The 16,065-nt window shown below is 39.2% G+C and carries 16 protein-coding genes and 1 CRISPR repeat array; of the genes, 5 read left to right on the top strand and 11 right to left on the bottom strand.

The window, feature by feature from the left end; translation table 11 throughout:
• Positions 1–121 precede the first annotated feature (121 nt).
• Together D0T08_RS00645 and D0T08_RS00650 are read right to left on the bottom strand one after the other, a co-directional pair.
• The gene (locus D0T08_RS00645) at positions 122–847 is read right to left on the bottom strand and encodes a LytTR family DNA-binding domain-containing protein (RefSeq protein ID WP_116980638.1); all 726 of its coding nucleotides are present in this window, start codon (positions 845–847) and stop codon (positions 122–124) included.
• A complete protein-coding gene (locus D0T08_RS00650) occupies positions 844–1,908 on the bottom strand; it encodes a sensor histidine kinase (protein ID WP_116980639.1) in 1,065 nt (354 codons plus the stop codon). The genes D0T08_RS00645 and D0T08_RS00650 overlap by 4 nt, the downstream gene beginning before the upstream one ends.
• A gap of 265 nt (positions 1,909–2,173) precedes the next feature.
• A CRISPR array of direct repeats spans positions 2,174–3,851; the repeat unit is 30 nt; unit sequence CTTTTAATCGCACCATTGAGGAATTGAAAT.
• A gap of 311 nt (positions 3,852–4,162) precedes the next feature.
• On the opposite strand from D0T08_RS00650, the gene D0T08_RS27715 reads away from it, so the two are divergent.
• The gene (locus D0T08_RS27715) at positions 4,163–4,861 is read left to right on the top strand and encodes a hypothetical protein (RefSeq protein WP_199538098.1); all 699 of its coding nucleotides are present in this window, start codon (positions 4,163–4,165) and stop codon (positions 4,859–4,861) included.
• Between the two features lie 58 nt (positions 4,862–4,919).
• Here D0T08_RS27715 and D0T08_RS00660 read toward each other — a convergent pair whose 3' ends face one another.
• The gene (locus D0T08_RS00660) at positions 4,920–5,234 is read right to left on the bottom strand and encodes a helix-turn-helix domain-containing protein (RefSeq protein WP_116981466.1); all 315 of its coding nucleotides are present in this window, start codon (positions 5,232–5,234) and stop codon (positions 4,920–4,922) included.
• Between the two features lie 168 nt (positions 5,235–5,402).
• Between D0T08_RS00660 and D0T08_RS00665 the strand changes: the two genes are divergently transcribed.
• Positions 5,403–6,314 (top strand): ClpXP adapter SpxH family protein, encoded by a 912-nt coding sequence (locus D0T08_RS00665; protein ID WP_116981467.1) that lies wholly within the window; start codon positions 5,403–5,405, stop codon positions 6,312–6,314.
• 55 nt (positions 6,315–6,369) lie between these two features.
• Here D0T08_RS00665 and D0T08_RS00670 read toward each other — a convergent pair whose 3' ends face one another.
• The 3 genes from D0T08_RS00670 to D0T08_RS00680 form a co-directional block, all read right to left on the bottom strand.
• The gene (locus D0T08_RS00670; RefSeq protein WP_116980640.1) at positions 6,370–6,612 is read right to left on the bottom strand and encodes a Kazal-type serine protease inhibitor; all 243 of its coding nucleotides are present in this window, start codon (positions 6,610–6,612) and stop codon (positions 6,370–6,372) included.
• A gap of 55 nt (positions 6,613–6,667) precedes the next feature.
• Positions 6,668–7,669, bottom strand: coding sequence for a type IX secretion system membrane protein PorP/SprF (locus D0T08_RS00675; protein WP_116980641.1), 1,002 nt, complete (start codon positions 7,667–7,669; stop codon positions 6,668–6,670).
• A gap of 226 nt (positions 7,670–7,895) precedes the next feature.
• The gene (locus D0T08_RS00680) at positions 7,896–8,234 is read right to left on the bottom strand and encodes a zinc ribbon domain-containing protein YjdM (RefSeq protein WP_116980642.1); all 339 of its coding nucleotides are present in this window, start codon (positions 8,232–8,234) and stop codon (positions 7,896–7,898) included.
• A gap of 250 nt (positions 8,235–8,484) precedes the next feature.
• Between D0T08_RS00680 and D0T08_RS00685 the strand changes: the two genes are divergently transcribed.
• From D0T08_RS00685 to D0T08_RS00695, 3 genes are all read left to right on the top strand, one after another.
• Entirely contained in the window at positions 8,485–9,063 is a 579-nt protein-coding gene (locus D0T08_RS00685; RefSeq protein ID WP_147322675.1) for a hypothetical protein, read from the top strand.
• Between the two features lie 8 nt (positions 9,064–9,071).
• Positions 9,072–9,857 (top strand): carboxypeptidase-like regulatory domain-containing protein, encoded by a 786-nt coding sequence (locus tag D0T08_RS00690; RefSeq protein ID WP_116980644.1) that lies wholly within the window; start codon positions 9,072–9,074, stop codon positions 9,855–9,857.
• 208 nt (positions 9,858–10,065) lie between these two features.
• Positions 10,066–10,341, top strand: a complete 276-nt coding sequence (locus D0T08_RS00695) for a hypothetical protein (protein ID WP_116980645.1) — start codon at positions 10,066–10,068, stop codon at positions 10,339–10,341.
• A 75-nt stretch (positions 10,342–10,416) separates the two neighbouring features.
• Here the strand turns inward: D0T08_RS00695 and D0T08_RS00700 are convergent, their stop codons facing one another.
• The 5 genes from D0T08_RS00700 to D0T08_RS00720 all read right to left on the bottom strand — a co-directional run bounded on the left by D0T08_RS00700 (position 10,417) and on the right by D0T08_RS00720 (position 16,063).
• Entirely contained in the window at positions 10,417–11,631 is a 1,215-nt protein-coding gene (locus D0T08_RS00700) for an MFS transporter (RefSeq protein WP_116980646.1), read from the bottom strand.
• 43 nt (positions 11,632–11,674) lie between these two features.
• On the bottom strand, positions 11,675–12,334 hold the full coding sequence (locus D0T08_RS00705; RefSeq protein WP_199538099.1) for a FadR/GntR family transcriptional regulator: 660 nt from the start codon (positions 12,332–12,334) through the stop codon (positions 11,675–11,677).
• Positions 12,335–12,436: 102 nt separating this feature from the next.
• Positions 12,437–14,056 carry a tail fiber domain-containing protein gene (locus D0T08_RS00710; protein ID WP_158561163.1) on the bottom strand — a complete coding sequence of 540 codons (1,620 nt, stop codon included), beginning with the start codon at positions 14,054–14,056 and terminating at the stop codon, positions 12,437–12,439.
• A gap of 286 nt (positions 14,057–14,342) precedes the next feature.
• A complete protein-coding gene (locus tag D0T08_RS00715) occupies positions 14,343–15,263 on the bottom strand; it encodes an AraC family transcriptional regulator (protein ID WP_116980649.1) in 921 nt (306 codons plus the stop codon).
• The gene (locus tag D0T08_RS00720) at positions 15,263–16,063 is read right to left on the bottom strand and encodes an SDR family oxidoreductase (protein ID WP_116980650.1); all 801 of its coding nucleotides are present in this window, start codon (positions 16,061–16,063) and stop codon (positions 15,263–15,265) included. The genes D0T08_RS00715 and D0T08_RS00720 overlap by 1 nt, the downstream gene beginning before the upstream one ends.
• Positions 16,064–16,065 lie beyond the last annotated feature (2 nt).

Below are 16,065 nucleotides of genomic sequence, written 5' to 3' on the forward strand. Positions count from 1 at the left end.
CATCTGAAAAAACCAATGAAACATTGCCGTAATGCAGTTTTACTATTCGAGTGTAGTATGGCAGTGTTTTATCATTTAAAATACTTTCTGCATTCTATCCTCCAGAAAATTCAATAATTCTTTATCTACTCAACAACTTCCGTTTCACCACAATCTCTATTACCTGCTCGCGCATGGTGCGGCTGATAGGGATGAGGTGGGTTTGAATGGTGATGTCGTTGTTTTCGATACTGCCGATTTTGGCGATGGCCACCAGATAAGATTTGTGTACGCGCAGGAAACGATTGGGGTCGAGGTATTCTTCGACGGTTTTGAGGGGTAAGAGGGTCATGTATTTGCCTCGGGTGGTGAAGATAATAACGTAGTTTTGGAGGGCTTGTACAAAGAGTATTTCGTCAATCAATATCTTTTCATATTTACTTTCGCATTTGATAAACAGATAGTCAGGCTCGGTTTGCTGGGTCGGGTTTTCGGGTTTCTGGTTTTTGAGCCAGAAAAGTTCTTTGGCCTTATTGGTAGCTTTGAAAAAGCGATTGAAAGTGATGGGTTTCAGCAGATAGTCGACCACATCGAACTGAAAACCCTCAAGGGCATAATTGGGGTATGCGGTTGTGATGATTACCATAGGCAGATTTGCCTTGATTTTTAAAAATTCGAGCCCTGTCATGTGGGGCATCTGAATATCCAGAAAAATGAGGTCAATGCGTTCGTTTTCGAGTATTTTATTCAGTTCGATTGGATTTTCGGCAACAAAGGCGGGTTCGAGGTAGTCTATTACCTCAATGTATTTTGTTAAGCCCTCGCTTGCCAGCGGCTCATCGTCTACTATGACACACCTGAGTTTCATTTCAAATCTATGGCTAAATCTACTTTAAAGGTTTTGGCATCGGCGTCAATATGTAATTGATGCTGATGCGGATAAATGAGGTTTAAGCGTCGCCGGGCGTTCTTCAATCCTATTCCTGACGAGGGTGAGTTTGACTCCCCTCCCCGACTGTTTTCTATATGCATCTCCAATTGTTTATTGTCTTTTACGGCCAGACACATCCTGATAAAATTCTTCTGTGTTTTGCCTTTTGATACATGCTTGAATGTATTTTCGACGAACGGCAGCAGAATAAAAGGTGAAATACTCACGCCCTGCGCAGAGGCATGGTTGATTTCGAACTGCAATTCGGTCTGATTTTCGTTGAGTCGGAGAGATTCCAGTTCGATGAAATTCTCTAAAAAATGTAGCTCCTTGCTTAGGGGAATCTCCTGGTCGTTGCATTCGTATAATTGATACCGCAACATATCTGAAAACGACGCCAGCGACTCGGAAGCCAAATCGGGGTTTTTATGGATGAGTACAAAAATAGAGTTGATGGTATTAAACAGAAAATGCGGATTTATCTGTGATTTAAGGTATTTGAGTTCCGTTTCCAGATTGTCTTTTTCTAAATCCCGTCGTTTTTTCTCGGTTTCCAGCCAGTTTTTGCCCAATTTTATACTCATGGCAAAAGTCATGCTTCCGACTGTTGAGGGAAAAGCATTGGTGCTAAAAATAAGCAGGTATTGGTCTGGCCGACGTCCGAATATCTGTTCAAAGGTCAAATCAGAGAAATAAGGAGCGAGATAATAACCACCCACAATAAAAGCCGAACAAACCAGAATAGTGAGAATTACCAAAGCAATGTAAGTTTTGTACTTGCCTACAAGCAAAAACCTGGGCATGAGGTAATACAGGTTAAAATAAGCGGCTAAGGCCTGAAAAATGATATAACCATAGAATTTAACAGGAAAGGCCCCTAGAAAAAGATAAGCATAGGCATCGCTCAGATTACCGATGTTAATCCACATCCATAATAAATGATAGCCTATCCAGAAAACAATATGGTGAAGTTTATATCGAAAAAACCAGTTTTGCATCAAATAAAGAAATAGCGACCAGGTTATCTAATACCGAAATATACCGCTAATCTCAATGGTTATCAAACCCTGCTTGACGTAAGGTAAGAAATAATTGATGAAATGCAGGGGAAAGTCTCTATATTTACATTGATTATTGAATCTATATATAAAATTGTCGTCGATGTCCCGGCAAAATCTTGCTTTTATACATCGACGATTTTTTTATTTGTATTTTCCCATAAAAAGCCTTAATATAGCCACTGCAAAGCATATTTTTAAACGGCTTTTAATCGCACCATTGAGGAATTGAAATTTTCCATGCGTTTTTTACAATAGCAGAAAAATTAACTTTTAATCGCACCATTGAGGAATTGAAATAAGCTGACAACCTTTTGTGTAACACTATGCGTTTGGCTTTTAATCGCACCATTGAGGAATTGAAATCAGGTTCAACCACGGGCTCAACCACAAGTTCAACAGCTTTTAATCGCACCATTGAGGAATTGAAATGGTTAAGCCCCCTTTGCGTATCGCTCCTGTCAGCACCTTTTAATCGCACCATTGAGGAATTGAAATTAGCAGAAGCATTAGGAATAACAGTAAAGGAGTTAACTTTTAATCGCACCATTGAGGAATTGAAATTTCTCGGCCACTGCTTCTGCTACATTCATTATAAACTTTTAATCGCACCATTGAGGAATTGAAATTCATAAATTTCTTTTCCATGTTTATCTAAAAGTCCAGCTTTTAATCGCACCATTGAGGAATTGAAATCCTGGAAATCAAACATCTTTTTCATCAACACATCACCTTTTAATCGCACCATTGAGGAATTGAAATTGCCGTTAAATTGTAAAGATGGCTAAACGGTACAGCCTTTTAATCGCACCATTGAGGAATTGAAATAAAAGCAAAAGGAAAAAAGAGTAGTAAACGGTCGACTTTTAATCGCACCATTGAGGAATTGAAATCCTGTACCCGTACCACCTGATTGAGCATTGTAGGCACTTTTAATCGCACCATTGAGGAATTGAAATGCACAAACCAATACCAAAGGCTTTAAAAAAGGCGACCTTTTAATCGCACCATTGAGGAATTGAAATTAGAATGACCGGAGTACCTGGCTTTACATTTCTTGCCTTTTAATCGCACCATTGAGGAATTGAAATATTATTAAAAACTACTCCTTCAAGGCTTCCAATTTCCTTTTAATCGCACCATTGAGGAATTGAAATATACAGGACGCAACCCCACAATAAAAAAAACACCCCCCTTTTAATCGCACCATTGAGGAATTGAAATTCAGAGCCGATACTAAAAGGCAGATATTGGAGGTAACTTTTAATCGCACCATTGAGGAATTGAAATTTTGCAGTATTAGCGTATAGGTATTATAGAAAGCATCTTTTAATCGCACCATTGAGGAATTGAAATACGGAGAATAATGGTAAAGGCTATAGTTATCAGATGCTTTTAATCGCACCATTGAGGAATTGAAATATAAAGATTTTATTGCCTCATCTATTTTGTTTAGAACTTTTAATCGCACCATTGAGGAATTGAAATCTAGAACTGGGCAATTACAAATAGCTCTAGCTAATACTTTTAATCGCACCATTGAGGAATTGAAATTTTTATAACAAAATACATTTCATTTAATACAGCTGCTTTTAATCGCACCATTGAGGAGTTGAAATTAATTGCTACCAGTTGAATCTATTACAAGGGTTTGACTTTTAATCGCACCATTGAGGAATTGAAATACTGAAAAACCCATTTGTGATGCTACTGAACCTGAACTTTTAATCGCACCATTGAGGAATTGAAATATGGTTTCGGTATTAATACACCAGAATTAGATGAAACTTTTAATCGCACCATTGAGGAATTGAAATTCTACTCAGGATCCTTTTCCTCTGTTAGCGTTTCCGCTTTTAATCGCACCATTGAGGAATAGAAATATTGGCAACTAAACACTACGCCAATGCCTCTAATCTCTCAAAAACAGGAATCATGATTTTGCCTTTTTCAGTCAGATAGTATTCAGTATACAGGGATTTTAGTTTAATCGTTATTTTCCAGCAGAACAGCCTTTGCCCAGGTTATACCCCTTATGACTTTCTCCACATGGTCTAACTGTCTGATTTTACCAAAGTCTTCTCCAAAAACTTTGAAAACACAAACCTAAGTAGGAAATTTAAGGAACGCCTGTTTTTTGGATAAACATTCACAATTAGGCGTGCGTAACTAGTTGTCCACACAAATTAATATCATGGAAAAAGAGAAAAACAAAATCAATCTAGGGGGTAGAGGCATCACTGACTACCTACCTGACTTTGAAGAGCAAGCCTACAATTATTGCCTTTTGGGGGCAACCAACGAGTCACTCGCCGAGTTTTTCGGGGTGTCTACTACTACCCTGAAAAAATGGATGAAGAAGTATCCGGGTTTTAAGGAATCTGTCAGAAGAGGGAAAGAACTGACTGATATGAAAGTAGCCGCAAGCCTGTATAAGAGAGCCATTGGCTATAATTACCTGCAAGTAGCCTTGGAGTTTGTGAAAGCACCCCCTACCCAAACGAAACCGAAAAAGGTTACCGATACGGTGGGAACCTTTTTGAATGAGGAGTCTTTGGAAGCACCGGCTACTCAAACAGAACCTGAAAAGGTTACCGATATGGTGGGAACCTTTTTGAAAAAGGAGACTGTGAATGTACCCGTTACTGAAACGGAGCTTGAAAAGGTTACCCACATGGTAGGAACCTTTTTGAATGAGCCAAGCGATGGTTTAAAGAAAATCAGAATAACAACCAAGGAAGTAATACCTGATACCAGGGCTCAGATATTCTGGCTCAAAAATCGTCGGCCTGACTTGTGGCGGGACAAACGGGAAGTGAAGGATACACCGGAGAGCGAAAATCGGTCATACATAAGGATATTTGAATTACCCAATGACCACCGCAACGATTGAGATTATCAGGCTAAAAGAGGTGACTTTATGGAAGCTAAATTTGGAGTGTATGATTCATTTACACAACTAGCGCTTCCAATGTCTCAAAAACAGGAATCATTGTTTTGCCTTTTTCTGTCAGATAATGCTCAATGTGCAGGGGCTTTAGCTTAATTGTTACTTTTTCGAGCAAGCCTGCTTCTTCCAGTTCTTTTAATGCTAACGCTAGCGTTTGCTTGTTTGAGCCCTCCAGTTGGCGTAATAAACTACTGAAACGTAGTGGCCCCTGCATAGCCAGACGAAAGATTTCCGGCTTCCATTTTCCTGCCAAAAGCTTTAATAATGTCTGCGCAGGGCATGTTTCTGTATTTTCTTCAATCTTTTTAGTAGTCATGTTTTTTTGACTTATTGTATGGGCTGATAAGGTTTCAGACCTTTGCACAAGGATATAAAATAAATTAACTGAAAATGGTTCAACAAATTCAGAGACATGCAAAGTAAAGCCTTAATTTTTCTATTAACAGCCAGCTTCTTTAGTTGCCTGGCTCAAAATCAAAAAGAAATGACTACAAACATTAATCCACTCCTTTGTAACCCGGAAACGGGCATTTGTGAGATTCCCGGTGCGGCAAATGTTGCTGATAATCAAGAGATAAATGCTGTGAATAAGCCAGTAAAAATTATCTATTTTACAGACCCTATCTGTTCTTCTTGCTGGGGTATAGAACCACAATTGAGAAGATTAAAACTGGAATATGGCCACGATGTAGAGGTTGAATACCATATGGGCGGGCTTCTGCCAGACTGGAGTTATAATAGCGGTGGTATCAGCAAACCATCAGATGTAGCGCACCACTGGGATGAGGTAAGTCTGCATTATAAAATGCCTATCGATGGTGATGTATGGTTGGAAGATCCTCTGGATTCATCGTACCCGCCCTCTATTGCTTTTAAGGCTGCTCAATTGCAGGACGAAAAAAAGGCCATTGTTTTTCTGCGGCATTTGCGCGAAATGGTGTTTTTGCAAAAGAAAAACATTACCAAATGGGAGGTAATAGCGCAAGCAGCACTTAAAACAGGCTTAGATGCTGCTCAATTACGGAAAGATTATGAGGGTAAAGCAAAAGAACTTTTTCAGGCAGATTTAGGCCTTGCGAAGAAAATGGGCGTAAGAGGGTTTCCTTCTATTTTTGTTAGTAATGCTACCGGTAATTCTGAATTTATTTATGGTACAAAACCCTATTTACAATACGAAAATGGCATTCAGAAAATCTATCCGGCAGCCCACAAAAAGGCTTATAAAAAAGACTGGGAAAGTCTGTTTGGCAAGTACCCTACCCTTACCCTAAGAGAATTTGCCGAGCTTGGAGATATCTCTTTTCAGGAAGCAGAGGAAACGCTGGAGAAGTTAGTAGCAGGTAATAAACTCAAAAAGTTTGTTACTAAAAACGGAGCAATCTGGATAAAGGAGTAGGTGAACCCCATTCCAACCCTTCCCCGTTGTTGGGGAAGGGCTTAAAAGTCCCCCTTTAGGGGTTAGGGGCGGCTTTCTTACACTCTCCCTCAGTATACTTAGTTATTCCTCTTGCCTCAGCTTCGCAGGAATTACCATAAGTTTTATTATTACACCCGCACACGGGTTGATAAATAGCGGTGCACATTCTTCCGTCGCTGGGCTTTTCTACGCACTGTCCGGGTGAGCTTGCTTTTTTGTTACAACAAAGGCAAGTAAGCAACATAGATAAGATGAGGATTGACTTTCCGGTTTTCATGGCTTTCTATTTTGTTCAAGAATAAATGCAAAAAATTCATGCCAAGTAATCAAGACTATGGTTTCTTTTTAACGGTTGTTTTAGGCTTGATTACTGCCGGTTTGGGCTTAGCACTTGTTGGTTTTGTAGTACTTGTTGTGGGCTTAGGTATATTATTAACAGGTCGAGAAGTATTCCCTACCGACTTACCTTTACTTCTGGATAAGAAGAAATACCTTACCCAGATGCTATGGTATTTAAAATCGGCAGCATCCAAGGCATCCCATTGATACCCGAACATAATCTCAGGTTTAGGCTTTATACCTACGCCCAATCGTTGGAGACCTGTGGTGCTGAAATTAAAGTTTTTTACACTTACTGCCGCATTCACATATACTAGTTCTTTATATCTGAAAGCCACATCACCCGCAAACAAATGTCCCGGACTTGCATTACCATATTTTTTGGTAGTGCCCACCTGTAAGTAGGCTGATGGTATAAACTTTATATCGTAGGGTAAATAAAAGGTGTAACCTCCCTGAAGAATCAAGGCATTATAGGCTCCTTGTGTGAACTCGCCCTTATCAACGGAAGTCACTATATGTGGAAACGAAAGCCCTATATAATTCTCTTTATTCTTATTCTGCAAGGCTATGCCCAGGCCATACCTGAATATTTTCCCATCCTTAAACTCCAAAGGATTATACATGCCAAGATTTGCGCCGAAAGCAATATTGGTATGCCTGTTAATAGGCATTTCGTAGGCATAGTCGAGCACCAGCGAATTACTTGCCTGCTGTTGTCCCCAGATATAAGCGCCGAAATGATGCGGACTTTTGTCGGGATGATACGTACCCGATGCCAGAAACTGATAATTATTAAAAGTATAGGTATCGCGTGGATGTTTAATGGTATAACTTCCCGGAGAAAAAGAAAGCAGGGCATTATTGTCAGAAGCATTGACTAATAAGGCCGGATTACTTATTTGTTTATCAAGATACCATTGCCTGAATTCGGCAATGGTTTGTGCCTGTATGGCATGCCCAGTAATCAATAGTAAAATGATTAGTCGTTTCATGGCTGTTAACGTATATCAAGTCTGTGGTTATTATTATTAACAACTCAATGAGGCTTATATTGTTTGGGAGGAGGGGATAATTGAGTGATTTTGAAATTGAGTGATTGAGTGATTATGTTGTCTGAATTTTGATTAACCTGATTGCATGATTTATAATGATAATATGTAAATCATGAAATCAAATTAATCAGCTAAATCATAGTTCAAGACTAATCACTCAATTCTTCTAAGCTTTCCTCACAAATTCAGATTTTAAGCCCATTGCTCCAAAGCCCTCTATTTTGCAGTCTATATTATGGTCACCGCCGGTCAGGCGAATGTTTTTTACCTTTGTACCTGCTTTCACGGGTTTAGGCGCGCCTTTTACGGGTAAGTCTTTGATTACTACTACCGTATCGCCGTCTTTTAGTTCATTTCCATTGGCGTCTAATACTTTCATGCCTGACTCTTCGATTACGACTTCGTCAGGATTCCATTCATAAAAGCATTCCGGACATATCAATAATCCATCGCTCGGATACACATACTCACTTTTACATTTTGGACAAGGCGGAAATGCTGACATAGTATTCTTTAATTATTGAAGAGTGCAAAAGTACGGATAATTTTCTGATGTAAGTGCCACGAGTGCAATTTGGTAAGGATTTATGATGCACGGTTAAGCACATTTCACCGCCGCATTGTTACATATCAACACCCTGATTTTACAATTCATGGCACGGTACATTTTTCGCGGTAATGGCAGGCTGTAGCTTTGAAACATTAATTATGAAAAGCAGCCATTTCACATGAGCTTATTACTAAAAAACAAATTTATGAAAAAGAAAACCTTAGGAATTATTGGGCTGATAGGTGCTCCTTTCCTCTTTATCGACATGCTTGTTGGCGCCAGGTTCCCTGACTTTGCTGAATCGGCTCCCTGGCTCTCTGGCTTTTGCGGACTGCTGTATATTACTGGCTGGCTGGCTTCTATGGAAAATCTGAGACAGACAACCGAAACCAATAAACGAGATTTTAGCTGGTATGCTATCCGCATTGTCATGTTTACACTTATTATTGCCGATATCTCAAATATCTGGGCTATTACAACTCCTGCTAAACCAGCCCTTTATTATATTCTGGATGCTGGCTGGCCTGTAAGTCATCTACTGATGCTTCCTGTGGCGTGGGCTGTTATCAAAGGAAACCTGTTGAAAGGTTACAGACAATACTTGCCCTTACTTATGGGATTATGGTTTCCGGTTTGTATGCTCCTGGGCAGAAATGATTTTGCTCTCTATTTCGGTGGTATTTATTCTACACTTATCTGGTCGTTGTTTGCTGTTGCTGTCATGCGTGCACAAAGCAATCCTATAATATCTCAATATTCATTCAATCATAAGCACACTTTTTAATTATAGCCATGTCAATCTTATTTAATCTCCGCGCTTTCGTTGCTTCAACCTGTTTAATAATCAGTACAAATTCATGCACACTATCGGTCGGCCAAATAGAGCCGGACCCTGATTTAGGTGTAGAGCAATCAGGCTACCTGATAGGAAAAGTAACCGATCCAAGCGGCAAGCCTCTTTCAAAAGCAACTATCTACACCAACAACACTGTTATCAAAGATCGTGGAGCAGAAACTACTTCAGCAGGCGACGGGTCTTATAAAATAGCGATGGTAGCCGGTTTAGGTCAATGGATTGCCAAAGGGTATATTCTGAAGCAATATAATGGTAGAGTATACAAATTGTTACTCGACCCTGAAAATGACGATTCTTTTACACAAGAAGAAAAACCGGTCAGAAATTTTCAATGGAAATTGCAAGGACATGTACCCGATTTAAGTCTGAATTTATACTATGGAGGTTCAGCAGAATTGTACAAAGACCCGAATGTTGAAGACATGAATGATACAGAAAACGTAGAATTTACTTTTCAGCCAGATGGCGCCTTGATTGATGGCTCGCAAGGCAAAACCCTGAAATTAAGAGGGGGTAAAGCAGGTACGCAAAACCGCAACAGATTGGTAGATATTCCGATTGGTCGTTATAAAGTATCGGCAGTTTATTTACCAACTGGCAAAGCATTGAAAGTAAAAGATGCCTGGAATGATGACCCTTATGCAAGCAGTGCGATTATCGAATTTCATGGTACAGAAGAATCTTATAGAGCGAATCAGATGGGGATTGGATTTAGGGAATAGAACAAATGCCCCCGACCGTAAAGGAGAGTAAAACCCAGTGTGGCACGGTTATATTCGTCTGAGTATGGCCGTGCCACACAGATTTTGGGAGCAACAATTTAACGACAAATTGTATGCAATCAAATTTCACAATGGGCTCGTTTCAGTTTTCCTTTTTCCAATCTCTGGAACAGTTTTTTAGCAGTATTTCTCATAAAATGATACAGCTATGAAAATGATGCAAGTATTGGCGATAGCGCCTGCGGTTATGTATAACTTCCAATTTCTCAACTTTTTTTTGAATCCGGGAGATGGTACTTCTTATAATGGCGGTGATGTGGATGATGAAGATGTGCTAGAAGATGAAAATCTGGAGGACGAGGAATTACCGGATGAAGCCCCTACTCCACCTGAAGATGATTTTAGTTATGTAAATGAAGATAAAAGCATTCCACCTGAAAGGGAAGAAAGCAATTTTGAACCGAATGATATTGATGAGAAGTAATGGTTTTCAGAAGTTATGTTTCCTTGTTATACTACCCCAAACATCATGAGGTAGTATAGCAATGGCATAATACGATTATTTCTTTTTATTCTCTACATCAGGCAAAAAACCTGTCAGAATACCTATCAACGGTAAATAAGAACAAACATCAAACATATAACTGATGCTTGTGTGGTCGGCCAGTGTACCTAAAAGTGCTGAGCCGAGACCGCCCATTCCAAAAGCAAGGCCAAAGAATAATCCTGAAATCATACCTACTTTGCCGGGCATTAATTCTTGTGCATATACCAGAATAGCCGAAAATGCTGATGAAATTAACAGACCAATACAGATAGCAAGAATTGGTGTAAAAAACAGATTGGCATAAGGCAACAATAAAGTAAACGGCGCAGCTCCTAAAATAGAAATCCAGATTATATATTTTCGTCCGAATTTATCTCCTAATGGCCCTCCGGCAAAGGTACCAACGGCAACCGCAGCCAGAAAGATAAATAGCTGTATCTGTGCATCTTTTACGCTTAGGTGAAACTTATCCATCAGGTAAAAAGTATAATAACTGGTCATACCCGCCATATAGAAAAACTTCGAGAATATTAACAAGAGCAATATAAACAGTGAGATTGCTATACGGTTTTTACTCAGCCCCACACTTGTTTCCTGTACTGCTTTATTTACTTTAGGTAATGCCACTCTTTTATACCAGCTGCCGATATTATATAATAATATAATACCAATGAGCGCAGCAATCCCAAACCATAAGACACTATGCTGCCCGTAAGGCACTACAATCAGAGCTGCCAGTAAAGGGCCTAAAGCACTCCCTGCATTGCCTCCCAACTGAAAAACTGCCTGCGCCATTCCACGCTTACCACCCGATGCGAGATAGGCCACGCGTGAAGAATCAGGATGAAAAATAGACGAACCAACACCAATGACGCTGACAGACAGGAGAATCCAGTAAAAATCAGAGGCAAAGGCCAGGTTAAACAACCCAAATAAGGAAATACCCATCCCAATAGCTAAAGAAAATGGCTTGGGGTATTTATCAGTATATAGCCCGACAAAAGGTTGCAGGATAGAAGCTGTTAATTGATAAGCCAAAGTAACCAAACCAATCTGGGTAAAATCAAGATGAAAGCTTTCTTTAATGAGTGGATAAATAGCTGGAATAACCGCCTGAATCATATCATTGAGTAAATGCGCAAAACTAATGGAATATAAAACTGTGTAGACTGTCTGTTGAGCTATCCCTGGTTGTGTAGTAGTTGTTTGGTCTGTTTTATTCATCATATCATCTGATGATTTTTAGTAAAAAAAATTAATTCAATTCTGATTAATGTCTGAGAATCAGCGTGGCATAATGCAAGGCTTTATCTGCCTTACGTTCTTTGATACTTTCAAATAAAGAAGCGTGCAGGTCATTAGTCAGTATAAATGCTTTTGTATCTGGGTGTACTTGCAAAAACCAACTTTTAAGATGGGTTGAAAAAGCCTCGTACATATCTGCCAGAATCTCATTGCCCGAGGCTTTAGCTATACTCACATGAAAATTAATATCCGCTGTAATACATTCTTCCAATAGTCCGGCACGTGATGTCTGAATCCTTTGATTCAGAAACATTTCTATCTGAAATAACTGCTGAACATTGCGGTTTTCAGCTGCTTTCTGGGCAATTTTAATCTCCAACATCTGCCTTACCTCGTCAATGTCTTTGGCTTGCGCACGTTTCAATCGCTGATTTAAAGACTCATTGCCCGACGAATATTCTTCGATAAACGTGCCTACCCCCTGTTGTACACGCAAAAAACCTGAGTTTGCCAACATACGCACTGCTTCGCGAATAGTAGAACGCCCCACACCAAATTGCTTCATCAGTTCAGGTTCTGTAGGTAATTTCTGATTTACCACATAATGACCCGACTGAATATAAGTATTAATCTGGTTGGCTACCTCTTCGGCCAATGAGCGTTTATGTATGGGTGTGGTCATCATATCATCTGATGACAAAGGTAGGATTGATTATTTAAACGAACAAGTATGAAAGATTAAAAATCAGTTTATTTTCTCACCCCTACTCTTTCAGCTAATTTCCAGCTATTTCATTAATCGGCTTTCTAGTGCTTCCAATCGTGCAGTAAAATCAATTTTAAGAGCTTTGTTTTGTTTTTTCAATTCCTCTATTTCACTGTTTTGTTTCTTTAATTCTTCTACTTCTTTAGCCAATTGTTGGATGGCACTGATGCCTAACATTGAAAGAGCTTCATAATCAACCGTTCTGAAATCTTTTACCTCTCTGCCATATACAAATACTTTGTCGCCTGCATATTGCCAGTTTGCTACCGTAAAATTCTTACCTGTTACCGTTTCAATAGTTGTTGTTACCTCACCATAGGTTGGGTGTACCAGTTTTATTTTGTCTCCGGGTTTTAACTGATAATCTTTTGCCATAGTAAGAGTCAAACGCTTGCTGGCGGCATCATATTCTGTCTTTTCAGCAAGACTATAAATATCAGGTATGATAGAACTAATCTGCTTTACTGCTTCAGGGTACACAGCTTCTACTTCTTGCGCAATTACTTTTTTATAAACCTGTGCGCCCATCGTAACCTCATCTTTATAGGTATAATCTGTTATCTTTATTTTTTGCAGAAGTGCCAGGTCTTTTGCTGCATCTGATATACCAATAATATTTTTGATACGCTGATCAGAAGAAGTAACTGTTTGTGAAGAAACAAAAGCTCCCTCCGTTACGATATTATTATTGGCTAAAATACTCACATAATAATTATTGTTCGCTAGATTATGTATTTGCTCATCTGTTGAATGATTAAAATACTTATTGGTTTTTAAATTTAACTGACCATTCAAACCTTGTCCTACATGTAGTGGAGCATCAGGAGAATTTAAACCTCCTATGCTAACATTCCCATTTTTTAACACTAAAAGCGCATTGTGGCCGTTACCGATTGTGAAACCGTCCCCTACCATAAACAAGGCGTCAGCAGCATCAAAGTTATTATATCCAATTGCTGTAGCATACTGACTATTAGTGTGAGTTTCATATCCTGAAGCTGTTGAATAATTCCCATTAGCAATAGTTCTGTATCCCATTGCTGTTGAATATTGTCCGTCAGCAATTGTTTGATAACCAAGTGCGGTTGAAAATGGGCCAGTTGCTTTTGATTGTGTACCTAAAGCTACTGTATAACTGCCAGTGGCTTCTGCTCCACCACCTAAAGCAATCGAGGCTACACCTGAAGCGAGAGTATTAATACCAAAAGCAACTGAACTATGCCCAATTTTATTAAAATCCCATTGCATATTCTGGGAGCTGATCATGCCTGATCTTAAAGCTGCCTTGACCGGGATCCACATAAACTTGGAGCCTAAACCCATCGTATCGGCACCGAATAAAACAGTTTTGCCTAATCCCACATTCAAGTGTGCCTTAGGTGTGGTTGTACCGATTCCTACATTACCCGTATTGGCATTATAGATATGTGTCCCATTAGCTGCCCAGCCTGTACCTGCCGCACCGTTAATCATGGGTATCCAGACAGAGCCATTCCAGTATTTAAGTTGATTGGTATTTTTATCAAAAACCATTGCTCCCTTACTAGGATTGTTGGGATTTACTGGTTCTAAAGAGATAGATTGTGCTACTGTCAGATAAGAGCTGAGAAGCAGAAGTGAGAAGAATAAAACCGTTTTCATAAAAGACATAATTTAAGTGATAGCTTTTCATATATGTAAAAACGGTTGCAATAATAAGCGGAGAATAGGAGCAAGAATAAAAAAGCAGCACATAATTACTCATTATTTTATCGGTTGGCCACCCAAAATTTTACATGTACCAACGGATAAAAGAATGAATATTTACTTGGAAAATTGGTGATTAAGTAACCTATCTGTCTTTATATTTTATGTTTAATTTACTTGTGGTTAAGTCAGTCTACTAATATAAATTTTTAATCCTTTGCCCTGTACCTCGTATCCTATGCTAATTAAACGAGGCTCTAAATTCTAAAGGTGTAAAGTTGGTCTTGCTTTTGAATAACTTATTGAAAGATTGCGAATACTCAAAACCCAGATAATAGGCAATCTCACTGACAGTCAGGTTTGATGAGGCTAGCATTTCTTTGGCCTTCTCAATCAATTTGCTATGGATGTGTTGTTGAGTATTCTGCCCTGTCAGATTTCGTAATAGATCACTCAGGTAATTGGGAGAAAGATTTAGTTGATCGGAGATATATTTTACTGTTGGTAAGCCCTGTTCTTCTATTTGGTTGCTGCTGAAATAATCATTCAGTAATAATTCTAACTTTACCAATAAGTCACTACTGACATGTTTACGTGTGATAAACTGACGATTATAGAAGCGATTGGCATAACTTAAAAGAAGCGACAAGTGCGAAAGAATGATTTCCTGGCTGAAATGGTCAATACTAGTATGGTATTCTTCATATATGATTTTCAGCAGGCGTTCTATCATTTTTTCTTCCTTAGGAGATAAATGCAAAGCTTCATTGACAGCATACTGAAAAAAGCCATACTCTTTGATTTTCTGTTCAAGTGGGTTACCTCTCAGAAAATCAGGATGAATACTGACTGCCCAACCCGTTGATGGCATTTCGTCGTCAGCATTCCAACTCAATATTTGTTCCGGCGCAAAAAAAGACATCATGCCCTGGTCATAGTCATAATCGTTTTGCCCGTATCGGGTTCGGCAGGTACATTTTCTCTTAATGGCTATTGCATAAAACTTGTTCGTAAAGTGTCCGGTTTCTTTTGTTGTAGCACCTCTAGAATCTTCAAATCGGGCAATACTCATGAGTGGGTGCTGCGGTTGTGGCAGCCCCATGAGATGGTGTTGCATAGCAATCGACTCAATTGTAAACAGCTTACTTGCTTTCGGTCTCATTACTTTATCTTTTGTAAGGTTGAACGCGCATTATTAGCAATAAATTTCATAATCATCGAATTTGGTATCAAAGCCCCAAGCTTTGCTCCTATTTTATTAGTCAGACCTGAAATAATAATCGTTTTATTCGATTTCATTCCTTTCATGGCTTCTTCTACTACCATGGCAGGCGTCTGTATATTTGCATTACCCAATAAAGCTTTTTTATCTTCCTGATTGATTTTGGCCGTCTCAAAAAACCTGGTTTCAGTAGCTCCGGGGCATAATAGCATAATACGGATATTAAACGGACGGTTTTCTTCGCTAAGTGCCTCTGTGAATGATTTTACAAATACTTTACTGGCAGCATAAGCGGCCATAAATGGCGCAGGCATAAAAGCTGCCATAGATGCCACATTGATAATTGTACCACTATTTCGTTCGCGCATTTGCTTCAGATAGCGATGTGTCAGTGAAACCAGAGTAATCATATTCAGTTGCATCATCGCTTGTTCGTCAGCTAGTTCTATCTGAGTAAAATCACCTGCGGTGCCTATGCCTGCATTGTTTATCAGACAATCTACAATCAGTTTTCTTTTCTCAGTTTCTTCAAAGATGAGTAAATCAGCATTCGGTTGAGTCAAATCTATAACAATGTATTGCACCGAAATACCGTATTGCTGACTCGATTGATTACACAATGTTTTTAATTTATTTTCGGAACGAGCCACCAAAACCAGATTATGTTTTTCTGCTGCTAAACTCTTTGCCCAGGCCTCACCAATACCGCTTGAGGCCCCAGTCAATAATGTAACTTTCATAT

It is taken from the genome of Emticicia sp. C21 (genome assembly GCF_003418935.1).
Classification (GTDB): Bacteria; Bacteroidota; Bacteroidia; order Cytophagales; family Spirosomataceae; genus Emticicia.

Coding starts and splice junctions, on each gene's coding strand:
- D0T08_RS00645 (WP_116980638.1), bottom strand. CDS start 847: ATGAAACTCAGGTGTGTCATAGTAGACGATGAGCCGCTGGCAAGCGAG.
- D0T08_RS00650 (WP_116980639.1), bottom strand. CDS start 1,908: ATGCAAAACTGGTTTTTTCGATATAAACTTCACCATATTGTTTTCTGG.
- D0T08_RS27715 (WP_199538098.1), top strand. CDS start 4,163: ATGGAAAAAGAGAAAAACAAAATCAATCTAGGGGGTAGAGGCATCACT.
- D0T08_RS00660 (WP_116981466.1), bottom strand. CDS start 5,234: ATGACTACTAAAAAGATTGAAGAAAATACAGAAACATGCCCTGCGCAG.
- D0T08_RS00665 (WP_116981467.1), top strand. CDS start 5,403: ATGACTACAAACATTAATCCACTCCTTTGTAACCCGGAAACGGGCATT.
- D0T08_RS00670 (WP_116980640.1), bottom strand. CDS start 6,612: ATGAAAACCGGAAAGTCAATCCTCATCTTATCTATGTTGCTTACTTGC.
- D0T08_RS00675 (WP_116980641.1), bottom strand. CDS start 7,669: ATGAAACGACTAATCATTTTACTATTGATTACTGGGCATGCCATACAG.
- D0T08_RS00680 (WP_116980642.1), bottom strand. CDS start 8,234: ATGTCAGCATTTCCGCCTTGTCCAAAATGTAAAAGTGAGTATGTGTAT.
- D0T08_RS00685 (WP_147322675.1), top strand. CDS start 8,485: ATGAAAAAGAAAACCTTAGGAATTATTGGGCTGATAGGTGCTCCTTTC.
- D0T08_RS00690 (WP_116980644.1), top strand. CDS start 9,072: ATGTCAATCTTATTTAATCTCCGCGCTTTCGTTGCTTCAACCTGTTTA.
- D0T08_RS00695 (WP_116980645.1), top strand. CDS start 10,066: ATGAAAATGATGCAAGTATTGGCGATAGCGCCTGCGGTTATGTATAAC.
- D0T08_RS00700 (WP_116980646.1), bottom strand. CDS start 11,631: ATGATGAATAAAACAGACCAAACAACTACTACACAACCAGGGATAGCT.
- D0T08_RS00705 (WP_199538099.1), bottom strand. CDS start 12,334: ATGATGACCACACCCATACATAAACGCTCATTGGCCGAAGAGGTAGCC.
- D0T08_RS00710 (WP_158561163.1), bottom strand. CDS start 14,056: ATGAAAACGGTTTTATTCTTCTCACTTCTGCTTCTCAGCTCTTATCTG.
- D0T08_RS00715 (WP_116980649.1), bottom strand. CDS start 15,263: ATGAGACCGAAAGCAAGTAAGCTGTTTACAATTGAGTCGATTGCTATG.
- D0T08_RS00720 (WP_116980650.1), bottom strand. CDS start 16,063: ATGAAAGTTACATTATTGACTGGGGCCTCAAGCGGTATTGGTGAGGCC.